Raw genomic sequence first — 17,182 nt, 5'->3', positions numbered from 1 at the left:
TGTCGTCACCGGCGCGGACGCGGCCCGCACGCGCATCGACGGGTGGCGGCGACCGATCCGGTGGTCGATCCCCGTTGTCGATCCGGGGGCCGATCGGTGACACCAGCCTCACACGTCACACCCGATCGGATCCCGACAGCGCTCGGGCCAGCGCGGCGCAACCGCGCAGGGTGTCACCCAGATGACTGGCGTGCTGCGGATCCGGCCACGATGAGAGCTTCGCGACGACGACCCCGGCGAAGCGATCGACGAACACCAGCTGACCGTGGATGCCCAGGCACAGCAGCACCGGATCACCGGCGGAGTGGAACCAGAACTGATTGCGGTACCACCCGTTGGGCAGCATCGTCACGTTGTCGGTGCTCGCGAACGCGTCGCGCACCTCCGTGCCCGGGTCATACGCGTCCGCCAGCCACCCAGCCGGGATGACCTGACGGTCGCCCACCCGCCCGCCATCGGCGAGCATCCGGCCGAAGCGCGCCAGGTCGCGCAGCGTCAGCGAGACGCCGCCGTCGTGCACCGCGGTGCCCACCGGGTCGCAGGTGATGTCGGCGTCGAACTCGGCGCCCATCGGCCGCCAGATCAGCGTCGAGATGAGGTCGGCCATCCGTACGCCCGCGGCCCGTTCGCACACCCAGCCCAGCATGTCGGTGTCCGCGGAGCGGTAGGTGAACGTGCCGCCGTGCGGGCCGGAGGTTCCGATGGTGCGCAGGAAGGCGTAGCCGCCGCGGGGATCGCCGGGCTGCAGCGGCGCCCAGCCCACCGCGCGCTCCATCGCGCGCACCTCCGAATCGGCGTCGGTGTAGGCCTCGCTGAAGGCGATGCCCGTGCGCATGTCCAGCACGTCACGCACCCTCGCCCCGCGATACCCACAGCCATCCATTTCGGGCACGTAGTCGGTCACCGGCGCGGCCGGATCGAGCCGTCCCTGCCCCGCAAGCACCCCGGCGACGCAGCCGACGAGGGACTTCGAGACCGACATGATCAGATGGCGGGAGGTGTCGGTCATACCTGCGAAGTAGCGCTCGTCGACAACGGCACCGTCGTGCAACACCATGACCGCGTCGGTGTGGGTGTCGGCGAGCACCTCCTCCCAGGTCGACTGACGTCCGTCGAGCCGCAGCACCTGCGGGTTGGGCAGCCCCGTTGCGGCCGCCCGCAACGGAGCGGGGTCGGGTCCCGCCGAAATCGGTTGGGTGGGAATGATTTCCCGCAGGTGACGAAACGCCCAGCGCAAACGCTCCGGCTCCTGCCAGTTAGACAGGTCGATGGCACCCTCAGGTGACGGTGGAAAGCCCGCCATCAGGTCGGGACGCATTGGCGCATCGTAATCGTGCCGGCGGCCGCAGTACCATCGGTGCCGTGTCTACCGGTGGCGGCCCGACGCCCCCCAGCGCGATCACCGTCGAGAACTGGCAACTGCCGCCGTTCAACCGCTGGTCGTATTGGAATGTCAACCAGATCCTGCCGATGCAGCGGATCCCGGCCTCCAGCACCGCCCGGGTGCTGCCGGAGGGCACCGCGCGCTGCGATGTCCTCGGGGTCCCGCTGACCCGGATCAGCGGGCTGATATCCAGCGTCGCCGAGGTGCTGGCCGACACCTACACCGATGCGTATGTGGTGCTGCACGACGGCGCGCTGATCACCGAGTGGTACGGCCCGGAAGGCGCCCCCGACCGGACCCACGCGCTGATGTCGATCACGAAATCGGTCGTCGGCTGCGTGGCGGCGGTGCTGATCGAGCGGGGGTTGCTCGACGCCGACCGGCCGATCACCGACTACGTCGGGGAACTGTCGGACAGCGGTTACGCCGGCGCGACGGTCCGCCACGTCCTCGACATGCGAAGCGGGGTCCGGTTCCGCGAGGACTACACCGATCCCGAGGCCGACGTGCGGGTGCTCGGGGACCGGATCGGCTGGGACAGCTCCCCCGGCGTCGAACCACAGTCGGGGCTGTACCGCTTCCTCACCGAACTGTCCGCCGAGGTGCCGCACGGGCAGCGGTTCCTGTACCGCTCCGCGGAGTCCGACGTGCTGGGCTGGGTGTGCGAGCGTGCGGCGGGCCAACCGATGGCCGAACTGATCACCGCGTTGGTCTGGCAACCGATGGGTGCCGAGTTCGACGCCGAAATCCTTTGCGACACAACAGGGACAGCGATCCATGACGGCGGGATGTGTGCCAGCGCGCGCGATATGGCGCGGTTCGGCCAGATGCTGCTCGACGGCGGAACCGTGCCCGACGCCGACACCGGCACCCGCACCGTCATCCCGCCGCAGTGGCTGCGCCAGGGCTGGGGCGTCGACGCCGACGTGCGGTCGGTATTCGCCGCCTCGCCCGCGGAGGTGTCGATGCCGGGCGGCTGGTACCGCAACCAGATGTGGTTCCGCCCGGGCGAGCACGGCGACGTGTTGCTCTGCCTGGGCATCCACGGCCAGATGGTCCACGTCAGCCGCCGCACCCGGACCGTGTGCGTGAAGTTCTCCACGTGGCCCGATCCCCAGAACCCCGGCTTCCTGCAGGACACCCTGCGGGCCTTCGACGCCATCGGCGGCGCGCTGACCGGGCGCCCGCACGGCGGCGACCGGCATCGGCTGCCCGGGATCGTCGCGGGGATCAGCAGGCACGGAACAGCCGACCGCTCCGCGACGCCGCCCGAGAGTTAGGGCATATTCGCGCCATTCGCGCGGCGACAGGTGGTGTTTCGCATACGCTCGACCTGACCTGGACCCGCCGCGGGTACAGGTGCACGTTTTCCCGGCTCAGGAGGCGAACATGTCTGAAGATCAGCAGGCACGGCCCACCCGGAAGCGGCGCACGAAGGCGGCGGCACCCGCCATCACCAAGCGGCTGCCCTTCGGCAAGGCCGGGCTGAACGGGATCTCCGAGATCCGCACGTTCTTCCGGACCAACACCCAGCCGATCTACTTCGTCGGCCCCACCGCGTTCAACCTGCTCGGGATCGACAGGTGGGTCCGGAACTTCGGCTATATCGCGTACTACGACTCCTGGGACGGCGCGCATCCGCGCGTCTTCTCACCGCAGAACAAGCCCTACGTCGAATTCGAATCCAGCGAGCACATCAACAACTACCTGCTGCGCGATCCCGAGGTCAGGCAGCATCTGGAGCGGCGCGGCGGGACGCCGATGGTGGCGATGGTGTTCTTCGACGAGGAAACCGAGGAGATCTGCAAGGAATTCGGCTACAAGCTGATCCTGCCGCCGGATTCGCTTCGGCGGCGGCTCGATTCGAAGATCGTCACCACCCAGCTGGGCAACGAGGCCGGGGCGCCGTCGGTGCCCAATGTCATCGGCACCGCCGAGAGCTACGCCGAACTGCAAGCGCTCGCGGACACCAACAAGCTGGGCAGCGACCTGGTGGTGCAGACACCGTACGGCGACTCGGGCAAGACCACCTTCTTCATCAAGTCCGAGCAGGACTGGGACGCCAATGCCGAGAACATGATCGGCCAAGAGCTCAAGGTGATGAAGCGGATCAACAACAAGGCCGCCGCGGTCGAGGCGTGCATCACCAAGCACGGCACCATCGTCGGACCGTTCATGACCGACCTCACCGGCTACCCGGAGCTGACCCCGTACAAGGGCGGCTGGTGCGGGAACGACCTGTTCCCCGAGGCGCTTTCGGACAACCACAGGGCCAGCGCCATCAGCCACGTCCGCAAGATGGGTGACCGGCTGGCGAAGGAGGGCTACCGCGGATTCCTCGAGGTCGACGTCCTGGTGGACCTCGACACCGACGAGGTGTACCTCGGCGAGATCAATCCGCGCATCTCCGGCGCCTCGTCGATGACGAACGTCACGGCGGGGGCCTACGCCGACGTGCCGCTGTTCCTGTTCCACCTGCTGGAGTTCATGGACGTCAAGTACACGGTCAACGTCGAGGAACTCAACGACCGCTGGCGTGATCTGGCGGCCGTGGACGTCTGGTCGCAGCTGATCATGAAGGAGCCGACGGACTCCGTGGAGCGGATCCTGGCCGCGCCGAGGACGGGCACCTGGCATCTCAGCGACGACGGGGCGCTGACGTTCTCGCGGGTGACCAACGACTGGCACGACCTCACCGGCGAGGACGAGGCGTTCTACCTGCGCGTCTACGGCCCGGGAGACTTCCGGTTCAAGGGCGCCGACCTGGGCATCCTCGTCACGAAGGGTCGCATGCAGACCTCCGAGGGGCTCACCCCGCGGTGCCGCAGGTACATCGACGGAATCCGCGGCAACTACCAGTCCGAGCCGTTGCCGGATCCGCCCGCGGTCACCCCGCTGGCGTATGTGAAGTAGCCGACGGGTAGGTGCCTCGGCCCTGGCCGCGGGAATCGGCCTGGCAGGCGTCCTCGGCGTTGGAATCGCCACCGCCTCAGCCGATCCGGGCCAGCCGTGCGGGGCGCCCAACACCCCCATGTGCCAGCCGGACGGCCGTGGTGGACCCGGCCCTGCGGCACCCGTCGGACAGCGCGGCGTCGACCAGGGCCGCCAGGATCACCAGCCGTTCATATACAACGGTCGCCAGGTCACGCCGATGCCGGCAGGCAACGGCGACGGCTGGGGTTTCTGGTTCCTCAACCAGCGGATCCGGCTCTGACGGGTCAGGCGGCCAGGTAGGCGACCGCGTCCCGCAGCCGCTCGGCCGCCGCACGGACCGCCGCGACGCCGGGGCCGGCGCGCAGCACCTCGCGGGACACCGCAGGTAGCAACTGGCCCGGTTTCGCCCCGCCCAGCCCGGCCAGTGCCTCGGGGCGGCCCCCCTGGGCGCCGACCCCCGGGACCAGCACCGGTCCGTTGAGCCCACTGACGTCGGGCACCTCGGTCAGCGTGGCACCGACCACCACGCCGACCGAGCCCGGCGTCCCGGCCGCCGCGTTGACGGTCGCGGCCGCGTCGACGATCGCCTGCGCGACGGTGCGGCCGCCCGCCTGAGCGCGCTGCACCGTCGCCCCCTCCGGGTTGGATGTGGCCGCCAGCACGAACACCCCGCGACCATGTGCATCGGCGACGTCCAGGACCGGCTGCAGCGAACCGAAACCCAGATAAGGCGACACGGTCACCGCGTCGACCGACAGCGGCGAATCCCCCACCCACGCCGCCGCATACGCAGCCATCGTCGACCCGATGTCGCCGCGCTTGGCGTCGGCCAGCACCAGCACGCCGGCCGTGCGCAGTCCCGCGATGGTGCGTTCCAGCACCGCGTATCCGGTCGACCCGTACGCTTCGAAGAACGCCACCTGGGGCTTGACGACCGCAAAGCCTTGGTAGGCCTTCACGCAGATATCGCAGAACTCGGCGAGGCCGTCGGGCGTCGCGGGCAGGCCCCATGCCGTCAGCAGCTCGGGGTGCGGGTCGATGCCGAGGCACAGCGGCCCGCGGGCGCGGACCGCCTCAGCCAGCCGGATCCCGAAACCTGTCACTGCTCCTCGCGTCCGCCCGTCTGTCACTGCTCCTCGCGTCCGCCCGTCTGTCACTGCTCCTCGCGTCCGCCCAGCTGACTGTGTAATTCCTGCAGCGAACGCACACCTATATCACCGCGGATGGCCGCCTCGATACCCTGCACCGCCGCCGAGGCGCCCTGCACCGTGGTCACGCACGGGATGTTCATCGACACTGCCGCCGACCGGATCTCATAGCCGTCCACGCGCGGGCCCGAGTTGCCGTAGGGCGTGTTGATCACCATGTCGACCTCACCGGCGCGGATCGCTTCCACCGCTGACATCGCGGGCCGGTCCGCGCGGGGCTCCTGGAAGTGCTTACGCACCACTTCACATGGAATACCGTTGCGGCGCAACATCTCCGCAGTACCCTCGGTGGCCAGCACCCGGAAGCCCAGGTCGGCAAGCCGCTTGACGGGGAACACCAGCGAGCGTTTGTCGCGGTTGGCCACCGACACGAAGACCGTGCCGTCGGTGGGCAGCGAACCGTAAGCCGCGGTCTGGCTCTTTGCGAAGGCGGTGCCGAAGTCGCGGTCGATGCCCATCACCTCGCCGGTCGACTTCATCTCCGGCCCGAGGAGCGAATCCACCTGCGAACCATCGGCCTTGCGGAACCGGTGGAACGGCAGCACGGCCTCCTTCACCGCGATCGGCGCTTCGGGCGAGACGGCGGCGCCGTCTCCCTCGCGGGCCAGGAGGCCCTCGTCGCGCAACTGGGAAATGCTGGCGCCGAGCATGATCCGCGCGCAGGCTTTTGCCAGTGGCACTGCCGTAGCTTTGGAGACGAACGGCACGGTCCGGCTGGCGCGCGGGTTGGCCTCCAGCACGTAGAGCACGTCGTCCTTCAGCGCGTACTGCACGTTGAGCAGGCCCACCACACCGATCCCGTGCGCGATGGCCTCGGTGGCCCGGCGCACCGCCTCGATGTCGCTGCGCCCCAGGGTCACCGGCGGCAGCGCGCACGCCGAGTCACCGGAGTGGATGCCGGCCTCCTCGATGTGTTCCATGACCCCGCCGATGTACACCTCGGTGCCGTCGCAGAGCGCGTCGACGTCGATCTCGATGGCGTCCTCGAGGAACCGGTCCACCAGCACCGGGTGCTCGGGCGACAGCTCGGTGGCCCTGGTGATGTAGCCCTGCAGCGTCTCGTCGTCGTAGACGATCTCCATGCCCCGCCCCCCGAGCACATAGGACGGGCGCACCAGCACCGGATAGCCGATGTCGGCGGCGATCCTGCGGGCCTGTTCGAAGCTGGTCGCCGTGCCGAACCGGGGCGCGGGCAGGCCCGCGTTCGTCAGGACCTCGCCGAAGGCACCACGGTCCTCGGCGAGGTCGATCGCCTTGGGGCTGGTGCCGACGATCGGGACCCCCGCCTTCTCGAGCCGTTCGGCCAGTCCCAGCGGCGTCTGACCGCCCAGCTGGACGATCACCCCGACCACGCCGGGGCCCGTTCCGTCCTCACCGCGGCCCGAGGCGTCCTCGGCGTAGTAGACCTCCAGGACGTCCTCGAACGTCAGCGGTTCGAAGTAGAGCCGGTCGGCGGTGTCGTAGTCGGTGGACACCGTCTCGGGGTTGCAGTTGACCATGACCGTCTCGAAGCCGCCTGGACCCCATTCGCTCCTCACGTCCGCAGAGCTCAGGGTGGTCGCGGCGTGCACACAGCTGTAGTCGAACTCGATGCCCTGCCCGATGCGGTTGGGCCCGGAACCCAGGATGAGCACCTTGGGCCGTTCGGTCTGCGGCGCCACCTCGGTTTCGGCGGCGGGGTCGAGCTCATAGCTGCTGTAGTGGTACGGCGTCTTGGCCTCGAACTCGGCGGCGCAGGTATCGACGGTCTTGAACACCGGATGGATGCCGAGCCGCCGCCGCAGCGCCCGCACCCCGACCTCACCCGCCAGCTCCGGGCGCAGCGCGGCGATCTGGCGGTCGGACAGCCCGCTGTACTTGGCTCGGCGCAACAGCGCGGCGTCGAGCACCGGCGCGTCGACCAGCTCCGACCGCAGCGTGACCAGCCCGGCGATCTGCTCGACGAACCACGGGTCGACGCCGGAAGCCGCGGCCACCTGCTCCACCGTGGCGCCCTCGCGCAGTGCGTACTCCATGTCGTAGAGGCGCCCGTCAGTCGGGGTCTTCAGCCGCGCCAGCACCTCGGTGACCGTGCCCTGGGGATCGCGGCCCGTCCAGAAGCCCGCGCTGCTGGTCTCCAGCGAGCGCATCACCTTGCCGAGCGCCTCGATGAAGTTGCGGCCCAACGACATCGCCTCCCCAACCGACTTCATGGTGGTGGTCAACGTCGCGTCGGCGCCGGGGAACTTCTCGAACGCGAACCGCGGCGCCTTTACCACGACGTAGTCCAGCGTGGGTTCGAAGCAGGCCGGGGTTTCCTTGGTGATGTCGTTCAGGATTTCGTCGAGGGTGTAGCCGATGGCCAGCTTGGCCGCGATCTTGGCGATCGGGAACCCGGTCGCCTTCGACGCGAGCGCCGAGGAGCGGGACACCCGCGGGTTCATCTCGATGACGATCAGCCTGCCGTCGTCCGGGTTCACCGCGAACTGGATGTTGCAGCCACCGGTGTCTACGCCGACCTCCCGCAGGATCGCGATGCCCAGGTCGCGCAGCTTCTGGTATTCGCGGTCGGTCAGCGTCATCGCGGGTGCGACGGTCACCGAGTCGCCGGTGTGCACCCCCATCGGGTCCACGTTCTCGATCGAGCAGACCACCACCACGTTGTCGTGGCCGTCGCGCATCAGCTCGAGTTCGTATTCCTTCCAGCCGTAGATGGATTCCTCGATGAGCACGTTGGCGCTCGGCGACGCGGCCAGCCCGTCGCCGGCGATCCGCTCCACATCGTCGAGGCTGGCAGCCATGCCCGAACCCAGGCCGCCCATCGTGAAACTGGGCCGCACCACCACGGGAAGGCCGAGGTCGGCGACCGTCTCGTGGACTTCGTCCATCGTGAAACACACTCGGGACTTCGCCGACTCCCCTCCCACCTTGGCCACGATGTCCTTGAAGCGCTGCCGGTCCTCGCCGCGCTGGATGGCCTCGAAGTCCGCGCCGATCAGCTCGACGCCGTAGCGCTCCAGGACGCCGTTCTCGTAGAGGGCCACCGCGGTGTTGAGCGCGGTCTGGCCGCCCAGCGTCGCCAGCAGCGCGTCGATCTTGTTGCCGCGCTGCGCCTGCTGGGCGATCACCCGCTCGACGAACGCCGGGGTGATCGGTTCGACGTAGGTGTGGTCGGCGTACTCGGGGTCGGTCATGATCGTCGCGGGGTTCGAGTTGACCAGGCTGACCTCAAGCCCCTCGGCCCGCAGCACCCGGCACGCCTGGGTGCCCGAGTAGTCGAATTCGCAGGCCTGCCCGATGACGATCGGTCCTGAGCCGATCACCAGCACGTGGTTCAGATCTGTGCGCCGCGGCATCTAGTGCTCCCCCCCGTTCGCGCGAGCGTGCGCGCTTGTACAGAAATCAGCAGCGTGTCGTGTACAGACACGCACGCTCGCGCGGTGGTGTGGTGTCACTTGTCCCCCGCCATCAGGTCGACGAACTGGTCGAACAGGTACTCCGCATCGTGCGGGCCCGCCGCGGCCTCCGGGTGGTACTGCACCGAGAACGCCCGCCCGTCAACGAGTTTGATGCCCTCGACGACACCGTCGTTCGCGCAGGTATGGCTGACGACGGCGGGCCCGAACGGGGTGTCGAAGCGCTCACCCGCCTCGCCCTCGAGAGCGAACCCGTGATTCTGCGCGGTGACCGCGACACGGCCTGTTGCATGGTCGATCACCGGGATGTTGATGCCGCGGTGCCCGAACACCATCTTGTAGGTCGAGCGGCCCAGCGCCCGGCCCAGGATCTGATTGCCGAAACAGATGCCGAACAACGGGATACCCGCACCGAGCACCTCGCGGGTCACCGCGACGATGTGGTCGGCGGTGGCGGGATCACCCGGGCCGTTGGACAGGAAGACCCCGTCGGGTTTCAGGTCGGCGATCTGCTCGAACGTCGCCGTCGAGGGCAGGACGTGACTGAGGACGCCGCGGCGAGCGAAGTTGCGCGGCGTGTTGGTCTTGATGCCCAGATCCACCGCCGCGACGGTGAACCGGTGCGCCACATCGGGCGCCACCACATACGAGGTGTCGGTGCTGACCTCGCCCGCCAGGTCGGCGCCCAGCATGGCTCGCTGATCGCGGACCCGGTTCAGCAGTTCGTCGGGCTCGGCCAGCGCCTCACCGGAGAACACTCCGGCCTTCATGGAGCCGCGGGTCCGCAGGTGGCGCACCACCGCGCGGGTGTCGATCCCCGCGATGCCCACGATGTCCTGCCTGACCAGTTCGTCGTCGAGTGTCCCGGTGGCCCGCCAGTTCGACGCCCGCGGCGAGGGATCACGCACGGCGTAGCCTGCGACCCAGATCTTGTCGCCCCGGCTTTCGCCGTCCTCACCGTTCCAGCCCGTATTACCGATCTGCGGCGCCGTCGCCACCACGATCTGGCCGTGGTAACTCGGATCGGTCAGCGTCTCCTGATAGCCCGACATCCCCGTCGAGAACACCGCCTCACCAAGCGTCTGGCCCACCGCGCCGAATGGGGTGCCGGTAAAGATGCGGCCGTCCTCGAGAACCAGCACCGCCCGGCCGCATCCGGGTTTCGCGTTCACGCCGCCTCCTGTAGCCATCGTTGATAGTCGCCGCGGTTGTCGGCGCGGAACCCGGTGTCGATCTCGGTCCCCGCCGGCAGCCGCCACCTGATCGCCAGAATCCCCTCGTGCGTGAGCGCCTTACCCGCGATCCCGCGTTCGGCGCGGATCACCACGATCGACTCGTCGGGAATCCAGATCGGGCTGGCGCCGCTGCGCTGCACCATGATTCCCTCCGCGTAGCGGGTGATCGTTGCCTTGGAGCGAAAGCCCAAGTCACCCACCGCGATCCGGTCCAGCCAGCTCGGCACCAGGGTGCTCCCGACGTACAGACCCTTCATCGGTGGGATCAGCGCGGGGCCGACGGTATCCGGCAGCGCAGGCAGCGCGCCGATTGTCGCGGCCTGTCGCCTGGCCCGGTTGAGCCAGCCGCGCATCATCTGACGGATGAGGAGTGCCACCAGAATCGCCAGGACCGCCGCCAGTACCAGCGACCCGATCAGCGTGCCGGTATTCATGCGCGATCCACTTGCGCTACTCGCTGGAAAGTCATGCGCGCTCGAGGATCCTTCCGTCCCGCGCCGTGATCGCACCCCGCAACATCGTCAGCACCACCGTCGCCGGCAGCGTCATCGCCTCGTACGGGGTGTTGTCGGACCGGCTGGCCAGATCGGCGCCGGCGACGGTCCAGCTGCTGTCGGGGTTCACGACGGTCAGGTTGGCGGGCTCACCCACCTCCAGGGGTCTGCCCTGATCGGGCAGTCCCACGATCCGCGCTGGGTTCTCGCTCATCACCTGTGCCACACCCCGCCACGACAACAGCCCGGGGCGCACCATGGTCTCGACCACCACCGACAGCGCGGTCTGTAGGCCGAGCATGCCGGGCCGGGCGGCGGAGAACTCACAGAGCTTCTCGTGTTCGGCGTGCGGGGCGTGGTCGGTGGCCACACAGTCGATGACACCGTCGGCCAGCGCCTGGCGCAGTGCGGCCGCGTCGGTGGCCTCCCGCAGCGGCGGGTTGACCCGGTTGCGGCCGTCGTAGCTGGCCAGCCTGCCGTCGTCCAGCAGCAGGTGGTGCGGCGTCACCTCGGCGGTGATCGAAATCCCTTGAGCCTTGGCCCATTTGAGGATCTCGACAGTGCCTGCGGTGGAGGCGTGGCAGATGTGCACGCTGGCGCCGGCGTCGCGCGCCAGCAGCGCATCGCGCACGACGATGGATTCCTCGGCCGCCCTGGGCCAGCCGGCCAGCCCCAGCCGGGCCGCGTTGGGTCCCTCGTGGGCGACGGCACCGACGGTCAGCCGGGGCTCCTCGGCGTGCTGGGCGATGAGCACCCCCAGCCCGGACGCGTACTCCAGCGCCCGGCGCATCACCAGCGGATCGTGGACGCAGATGCCGTCGTCGGAGAACATCCGCACCTGGCCGATGCCGGCGGCCATCAGGCCCATCTCGGTGAGCTGCGCGCCCGCCAGCCCCACCGTGACCGCGCCGACCGGATGTACGTCGACCAGACCGACCTGCTGGCCGCGGTGCCAGACATGGTCGGTGACCACCGGCGAGTCGGCCACCGGGTCGGTGTTGGCCATCGCGAACACCGCGGTGTATCCGCCCAATGCCGCTGCGGCCGAACCCGTTTCGATGTCCTCGGCGTATTCGCGGCCGGGCTCGCGCAGGTGGGTGTGCAGGTCGACGAAGCCCGGCAGCAGGATATGCCCGGCGGCGGCGACGACCTCGGCCCCGTCGGGAGTGGGCAGCGATGCGCCGATGGCCGCAATCTGGCCATCGTCGACCAGAACGTCGACGGGCACACCCTCGCCGTACAGGCGAACACCCGTGATGAGGACGCTCATGCGCTGATCGCCTGCTGCTCGGCGCCCACCAGCAGGTGGAACAGCACCGCCATCCGGACATGGACCCCGTTGGAAACCTGTTGCAGCACAGCCGACTGCGGTGAATCCGCGACCGAGGATGCGATCTCCATGCCGCGCAGCATCGGGCCGGGATGCAGGACGACGGCGCTCTCCGCCAGCATCGCCTGCCGCTTTTGGGACAGCCCGTAGCGCACCGAATACTCCCGCGGAGACGGGAAGAATCCCCCGGTCATCCGTTCGGCCTGCACCCGCAGCATCAACACCGCGTCGGCGCCGGGCAGTTCGGCGTCCAGGTCGTGCGACACCGAGACCGGCCAGTCGGTCACCCCCACCGGCAACAGGGTCGGCGGCGCCACCAGCACCACCTCGGCGCCCAGCGTGGCCAGCAACGCGACGTTGGACCGCGCCACCCTGCTATGCAGGATGTCACCCACGATGACCACCCGCCTGCCCTCGATGTCACCGAGCCGCTGGCGCAGCGTCAGCGCGTCGAGCAGCGCCTGGGTGGGATGCTCGTGGGTGCCGTCGCCCGCGTTGATCACGCTGGGACCTCCCCCAGGTCGCTGCGCTCCCGCCCCCGAGGGAAGTCCCGCCGTCCACTGCGCCAGCTGCTGGGCGGCGCCCGACGCCGGGTGCCTGATGATCAGCGCGTCGGCGCCGGCCGCGTGCAGGGTCAGCGCGGTGTCCCGCAGCGACTCTCCCTTGGCCACCGAGGACCCCGACGCGCTGACGTTGATGACGTCGGCGCTCATCCACTTGCCCGCCACCTCGAACGACACCCGGGTGCGGGTGGAGTTCTCGTAGAACATCGTGATGACGGTGCGGCCGCGCAGGGTCGGCAGCTTCTTGACCTCGCGCCCGAGGAGCGCCTGCCGGAACCGGTCCGCGTCGTCGAGGATGGCGATCGCGTCGTCACGCGACAGATCGCCGGCCGCCAAGAGGTGTCTGGGCGTCATCGCGAAATCATCACCCCGTCTCGGTCGTCGTGTTCGGAAAGCAGTACGTGCACGCTTTCGGCGCGTGAGGTCGGCACGTTCTTGCCGACGTAGTCGGCGCGCAGCGGCAGCTCGCGGTGGCCGCGGTCGACGAGCACGGCAAGCTGGACGGCGCGTGGGCGACCGATGTCGCGCAGGGCGTCCAGCGCCGCGCGCACCGAGCGGCCGGAGAACAGCACGTCGTCGACCAGGATCACCAGCGCGTCGTCGACCCCCTGCTCGGGGATGGACGTCTCCGCCAGCGGCCGCGGCGGCTTGAAGTTGAGGTCGTCGCGGTAGAGCGTGATGTCCAGCGCGCCGTGCGGGACGTTCACGCCGGCGAATTCGTCGATCTTCTCGGCGAGCCGGGTGGCCAGGATCACGCCCCGGGTGGGGATGCCCAACAGCACCACCCGGGGCGTGTCGGGACTGTCCAGCGCCGTCTTCTCGATGATCTGGTGGGCGATGCGAGACACCGTCCGGCCGACGTCAGCGGATGACATCAGCTCCCGGTCGGTACCCGGCGAGTCAGAGGAGTCCATGAAGTGACTCTGACCTCCTTCTCCGCCTCTCTGGACGGATCGTTAAAGGACGTCGAACTGCGGCGAGCTTAGCACCACGCCGCGCGGCGGTGAAAACGACGGACTCCCGGCGAGCCGCATATCGGCGCAGCGACGCCCGCGCCGGGTTGTGGCCGCGGATGCGCGCGCTCAGCCCATCACCAGGGTGTCCAGCGGGGCCCAGCTGCCGGCGGGGGCGACCCGCAACCGGTCGGCAATCCCGGCGTCGGCGAACGACTTTCGCACATCGTCGACCGATTGGCTGTACAGCGACCAGCCCTCGCAGTGGGCTGGGACCACCTGCGCGGCACCGAGGATCTGGGCGACGTCGGCGGCGCGGTCGGCGGTCAGCGTGAGCGGGCGTCCGGCGTTCTTCACCGCCACCCTGGCGGCACCCACGTGCAGCACCGCGATGTCGATGTCCGGGAACCCCCTGGCGATCGCCAGCACCGGGACGACCGAGGCGTTGTCGCCGCTGACGTAGACCACCGGCAGGCCCGCGCCCTGCAGCACGAAGCCGGTGACCTCGGTGTTGATGTTGCCGTACTCGTCACGTTCGCCGTCTGCCGGACCGTGCTGCGCCGGTACCGCGTGCACCGTCACGTCGACGGCACCGTCGACGCTGGCGGGCAGGACGAGGGATTCGAACGGGGCCAGTCCGCGCGCGTTCCCGCCCATGCGGTCGGCGCCCTGGCTGCCCGTGATGACGACGGGCGCGGCCGCGGCGAACTCGCGGCCTGCGGCGTCGAAATTGTCGTAGTGCAGGTCGTGGCTCAGCAGCACCGCATCGACGGCCCCGAGCTGCTCCGGCGCGGTCGCCGGACCGACGAGCTTCTGGTAGGGGCCGTAGTCGCGCGGCGCGTCGAAGGTCGGATCGCTGACCAGCCGGGTGCCGCCGTAGTCGATGACGACCGTCGGCCCGCCGATCACTCCGATCGCAAAACGGTTGCGGGCCATGTTGATTGCACCGGGCATCAGAAAAGCCTCCCGGCCCAGGCCACCGGCGGGACAGGGCTCACATCGGCGATGCGCATCTTGTTCACCTCCGAAACGATGGACGGTGCAGGGCGGGGCGTCATCCGCGTCACCTCAGTATCCGGTCCGGCGCGGCCGAAGGGAACACACCTGTGCGGCTCCGTCAGACCGCCGAGATCGACTCCAGCGCGGAAAAGTCCGAGTGCGCCCCGCGCCAACGTCGATCTCGATGAAATCCGGGTCGACGTGACGAACCCCAGCGCGGCGAGCGACGCCCTAGGCTGTGGCGCATGGCCCAGCCAACCGTTCTCATCAGCGGCGCCGGCATCGCAGGGCCCGCGCTCGCCTTCTGGCTGACCGCGACCGGATACCGCGTGGTGGTCGCCGAGCTGGCGCCCGGGATCCGGCCGGGCGGTCAAACCGTGGACCTGCGCGGCGCGGGCGCCGGGGTGGTCGAGCGCATGGGCCTGCTCCGCGAAATGGAGAAGCGGTCGCTGTTCCAGCGCGGCATCGCCTGGGTGCGCTCCGACGGCAGCAGGCGCTCGGAGATGGCGGTCACCGCATTCGACGGCAACGGCCCGGTGTCCAAGCTGGAGATCCTGCGCGGCGACCTCGTCGACGTGCTCTACCAGGCCACCCGGGAGCGCGCGGAGTACCGGTTCGGCACCCGCGTGAGCGACTTGGCGCAGGACGACGGCGGGGTCGACGTGACGTTCGACGACGGCACCACCCTGCGGGCGGACCTCGTCGTCGGCGCCGACGGACCGCACTCGGCGGTGCGGCGACTGGTGTTCGGCCCCGAGGAGCGGTTCGTGAAGCCACTGGGCGGCTACAACGCGTGGTTCAGCGCACCCGACCACGTCGGGCTGGACGGCTGGTATCTGATGTACCAGGCCCCCGGCGGCCTCAACGCGTCGCTGCGGCCGTCGCATGATCCTGGGATCGCCAAGGCGGGCTTGGCATTCCGCTCAGATCCGATCAGCTACGACCGCCGCGATCAGGACCAGCAGCGCCGGATTCTCGCCGACAGGTTCGCCGGTGCGGGGTGGGAGTGCGACGCCCTGCTGGCCGCGGCCCGCGACGCCGACGACTTCTACTTCGATTCGTTTGCCCAGGTGCACATGCCACAGTGGTCGTCGGGACGGGCGGTCCTCGTCGGTGACGCCGGCTACTGCGCGTCGCCGCTGTCGGGGATGGGCACCAGCCTGGCCCTGGTCGGCGGCTACGTGCTGGCCGGTGAGCTGGGACCGGCCGGTGACGGACTGTCCACGGACCGGCTCATGTCGGTCTTCGGCCGCTACATTGCGGTGATGCGGCCCTACGTCGATCGGTGCCAACACCTTGCGAACAGCATCGAGCGGTTCGCGCCGATGACCGAGAAGGACATTGCGGCGAACGCGTCGGCGATGAAGTGGATGCAGCGCTGGCCGCTGCGCCCGATCGCGGCCCGGCTGTGGTTCCAGACCGCCGAATCGATCGACCTGCCCACCTACCCGAGGCCGTGATGAACCTCGACGGAAATCAAGCCTCGATCCGCGACGCGATCGACGGTGGCCTGCTGGCTGGCGCGGTCACCCTGGTCTGGCGCTCCGGCGAGATCGTGCAGGTCAACGCCCTGGGCCAACGCGACGTAGATGCAGGACTGCCTATGCAGCGCGACACGCTGTTCCGGATCGCCTCGATGACCAAGCCCGTGACGATCGCCGCGGCGATGACCCTGGTAGACGAGGGCAGGCTCGCGCTGAGGGATCCGGTGGCCCGCTGGCTGCCGGAACTGGCCGATATGCGCGTGCTGCTGGACCCGCTCGGCCCGCTGGACAGGACCGAACCGGCGCACCGCCCGATCACCGTCGACGACCTCATGACGCACCGCAGCGGGCTGGCCTACGTGTTCTCCGCGGCGGGGCCGCTGCGCGCGGCCTATGCGCGGCTCTCGGTGCACCAGGACCAGGACCGCTGGCTGGCCGAACTGGCCGCGCTTCCGCTGGTGCATCAGCCAGGTGACCGGCTCACCTACAGCCACGCCACCGACGTCCTCGGCATCGTGCTGGCCCGCATCGAACAGAAGCCGCTCGGCGACGTGCTTGCCGAGCGGGTGCTCACCCCGCTCGGCATGACCGACACCGGGTACAGCGTCGGCCGGGCGGGCCGGGCCAGGGCGGCGACGATGTACCGGCTGGACCGCGACAGCGTGTTGCGCCACGACGTGATGGGCCCCGCGCCGATCGTCCCGCCGGTGTTCTGCCGCGGCGGCACCGACCTGTGGTCGACCGCCGACGACTACCTGACGTTTGCGCGGATGCTGATTGGCGACGGGTCGGTTGACGGGGTGCGGGTGCTCTCCGAGGAGTCGGTGCGGTTGATGCGCACCGACGGGCTCACCGATGAGCAGAAGCGGTATCCCTTCCTGGGATCGCCGTTCTGGGTGGGCCGCGGGTTCGGGCTCAACCTCTCGGTGGTGACGGATCCCGCGAAGTCGCGTCAGCTGTTCGGTCCCGGCGGCGCCGGGACGTTCGGCTGGCCGGGCGCCTACGGAACGTGGTGGCAGGCCGACCCGAGCAACGACCTGATCCTGCTGTACCTCATCCAGAACCATCCCGATACGACCGTCGACGCCGCCACGATCGCAGGCAACACCTCACGGGCCACGCTGAAGTCGGCTCAACCGAGGTTCGTCCACCGCACCTACCGGGCACTGGGGCTGTGAGAGTTGCGTCTCAGCCGGTACGCGG

Annotated in this window: 14 protein-coding genes; 5 read left to right on the top strand and 9 right to left on the bottom strand. The window is 69.4% G+C overall.

Annotation, left to right across the window (positions count from 1 at the left end):
- Window positions 1–115 precede the first annotated feature (115 nt).
- The gene (locus ADBZ6K_RS00880) at window positions 116–1,318 is read right to left on the bottom strand and encodes a serine hydrolase domain-containing protein (RefSeq protein ID WP_526343943.1); all 1,203 of its coding nucleotides are present in this window, start codon (window positions 1,316–1,318) and stop codon (window positions 116–118) included.
- Between the two features lie 44 nt (window positions 1,319–1,362).
- Between ADBZ6K_RS00880 and ADBZ6K_RS00875 the strand changes: the two genes are divergently transcribed.
- The 3 genes from ADBZ6K_RS00875 to ADBZ6K_RS00865 all read left to right on the top strand — a co-directional run bounded on the left by ADBZ6K_RS00875 (window position 1,363) and on the right by ADBZ6K_RS00865 (window position 4,598).
- Window positions 1,363–2,664 (top strand): serine hydrolase domain-containing protein, encoded by a 1,302-nt coding sequence (locus ADBZ6K_RS00875; protein WP_526343942.1) that lies wholly within the window; start codon window positions 1,363–1,365, stop codon window positions 2,662–2,664.
- A 109-nt stretch (window positions 2,665–2,773) separates the two neighbouring features.
- The gene (locus ADBZ6K_RS00870) at window positions 2,774–4,297 is read left to right on the top strand and encodes a biotin carboxylase (protein ID WP_526343941.1); all 1,524 of its coding nucleotides are present in this window, start codon (window positions 2,774–2,776) and stop codon (window positions 4,295–4,297) included.
- Window positions 4,298–4,415: 118 nt separating this feature from the next.
- Window positions 4,416–4,598, top strand: coding sequence for a hypothetical protein (locus ADBZ6K_RS00865; RefSeq protein WP_526343940.1), 183 nt, complete (start codon window positions 4,416–4,418; stop codon window positions 4,596–4,598).
- Between the two features lie 4 nt (window positions 4,599–4,602).
- On the opposite strand, the gene pyrF is transcribed toward ADBZ6K_RS00865, so the two are convergent.
- The 8 genes from pyrF to ADBZ6K_RS00825 all read right to left on the bottom strand — a co-directional run bounded on the left by pyrF (window position 4,603) and on the right by ADBZ6K_RS00825 (window position 14,450).
- Window positions 4,603–5,421: an orotidine-5'-phosphate decarboxylase gene (gene pyrF, locus ADBZ6K_RS00860; RefSeq protein ID WP_526343939.1), complete on the bottom strand. Its 819-nt coding sequence runs from the start codon at window positions 5,419–5,421 to the stop codon at window positions 4,603–4,605.
- Window positions 5,422–5,471: 50 nt separating this feature from the next.
- Window positions 5,472–8,861: a carbamoyl-phosphate synthase large subunit gene (gene carB / locus ADBZ6K_RS00855; RefSeq protein ID WP_526343938.1), complete on the bottom strand. Its 3,390-nt coding sequence runs from the start codon at window positions 8,859–8,861 to the stop codon at window positions 5,472–5,474.
- A gap of 95 nt (window positions 8,862–8,956) precedes the next feature.
- A complete protein-coding gene (gene carA, locus ADBZ6K_RS00850; RefSeq protein ID WP_526343937.1) occupies window positions 8,957–10,093 on the bottom strand; it encodes a glutamine-hydrolyzing carbamoyl-phosphate synthase small subunit in 1,137 nt (378 codons plus the stop codon).
- On the bottom strand, window positions 10,090–10,590 hold the full coding sequence (locus tag ADBZ6K_RS00845; RefSeq protein WP_526343936.1) for a PH-like domain-containing protein: 501 nt from the start codon (window positions 10,588–10,590) through the stop codon (window positions 10,090–10,092). The genes carA and ADBZ6K_RS00845 overlap by 4 nt, the downstream gene beginning before the upstream one ends.
- Window positions 10,591–10,621: 31 nt before the next feature.
- The gene (locus ADBZ6K_RS00840; RefSeq protein ID WP_526343935.1) at window positions 10,622–11,920 is read right to left on the bottom strand and encodes a dihydroorotase; all 1,299 of its coding nucleotides are present in this window, start codon (window positions 11,918–11,920) and stop codon (window positions 10,622–10,624) included.
- A complete protein-coding gene (locus ADBZ6K_RS00835) occupies window positions 11,917–12,897 on the bottom strand; it encodes an aspartate carbamoyltransferase catalytic subunit (protein WP_526343934.1) in 981 nt (326 codons plus the stop codon). The genes ADBZ6K_RS00840 and ADBZ6K_RS00835 overlap by 4 nt, the downstream gene beginning before the upstream one ends.
- On the bottom strand, window positions 12,894–13,457 hold the full coding sequence (gene pyrR / locus ADBZ6K_RS00830; RefSeq protein ID WP_526343933.1) for a bifunctional pyr operon transcriptional regulator/uracil phosphoribosyltransferase PyrR: 564 nt from the start codon (window positions 13,455–13,457) through the stop codon (window positions 12,894–12,896). The genes ADBZ6K_RS00835 and pyrR overlap by 4 nt, the downstream gene beginning before the upstream one ends.
- 168 nt (window positions 13,458–13,625) lie before the next feature.
- Complete coding sequence (locus ADBZ6K_RS00825; protein WP_526343932.1) at window positions 13,626–14,450, bottom strand: MBL fold metallo-hydrolase; 825 nt, start codon at window positions 14,448–14,450, stop codon at window positions 13,626–13,628.
- Between the two features lie 290 nt (window positions 14,451–14,740).
- Here ADBZ6K_RS00825 and ADBZ6K_RS00820 point away from each other — a divergent pair, with 290 nt between their 5' ends.
- Entirely contained in the window at window positions 14,741–15,955 is a 1,215-nt protein-coding gene (locus ADBZ6K_RS00820; protein WP_526343931.1) for an FAD-dependent oxidoreductase, read from the top strand.
- Window positions 15,955–17,157, top strand: a complete 1,203-nt coding sequence (locus ADBZ6K_RS00815; RefSeq protein WP_526343930.1) for a serine hydrolase domain-containing protein — start codon at window positions 15,955–15,957, stop codon at window positions 17,155–17,157. Before ADBZ6K_RS00820 ends, ADBZ6K_RS00815 begins: the two co-directional genes overlap by 1 nt.
- Window positions 17,158–17,182 lie beyond the last annotated feature (25 nt).

This window comes from Mycobacterium sp. (genome assembly GCF_044223235.1).
Classification (GTDB): Bacteria; Actinomycetota; Actinomycetes; order Mycobacteriales; family Mycobacteriaceae; genus Mycobacterium.
The sequence above is the reverse complement of the archived record's forward strand: the minus strand, read 5'-3'. Positions and strand labels throughout refer to the sequence as shown.

Coding starts and splice junctions, on each gene's coding strand:
- ADBZ6K_RS00865 (WP_526343940.1), top strand. CDS start 4,416: ATGTGCCAGCCGGACGGCCGTGGTGGACCCGGCCCTGCGGCACCCGTC.
- ADBZ6K_RS00820 (WP_526343931.1), top strand. CDS start 14,741: ATGGCCCAGCCAACCGTTCTCATCAGCGGCGCCGGCATCGCAGGGCCC.
- ADBZ6K_RS00815 (WP_526343930.1), top strand. CDS start 15,955: ATGAACCTCGACGGAAATCAAGCCTCGATCCGCGACGCGATCGACGGT.
- ADBZ6K_RS00880 (WP_526343943.1), bottom strand. CDS start 1,318: ATGCGTCCCGACCTGATGGCGGGCTTTCCACCGTCACCTGAGGGTGCC.
- carB (WP_526343938.1), bottom strand. CDS start 8,861: ATGCCGCGGCGCACAGATCTGAACCACGTGCTGGTGATCGGCTCAGGA.
- ADBZ6K_RS00840 (WP_526343935.1), bottom strand. CDS start 11,920: ATGAGCGTCCTCATCACGGGTGTTCGCCTGTACGGCGAGGGTGTGCCC.
- pyrR (WP_526343933.1), bottom strand. CDS start 13,457: ATGGACTCCTCTGACTCGCCGGGTACCGACCGGGAGCTGATGTCATCC.
- ADBZ6K_RS00825 (WP_526343932.1), bottom strand. CDS start 14,450: ATGCCCGGTGCAATCAACATGGCCCGCAACCGTTTTGCGATCGGAGTG.
- ADBZ6K_RS00870 (WP_526343941.1), top strand. CDS start 2,774: ATGTCTGAAGATCAGCAGGCACGGCCCACCCGGAAGCGGCGCACGAAG.
- ADBZ6K_RS00845 (WP_526343936.1), bottom strand. CDS start 10,590: ATGAATACCGGCACGCTGATCGGGTCGCTGGTACTGGCGGCGGTCCTG.
- ADBZ6K_RS00835 (WP_526343934.1), bottom strand. CDS start 12,897: ATGACGCCCAGACACCTCTTGGCGGCCGGCGATCTGTCGCGTGACGAC.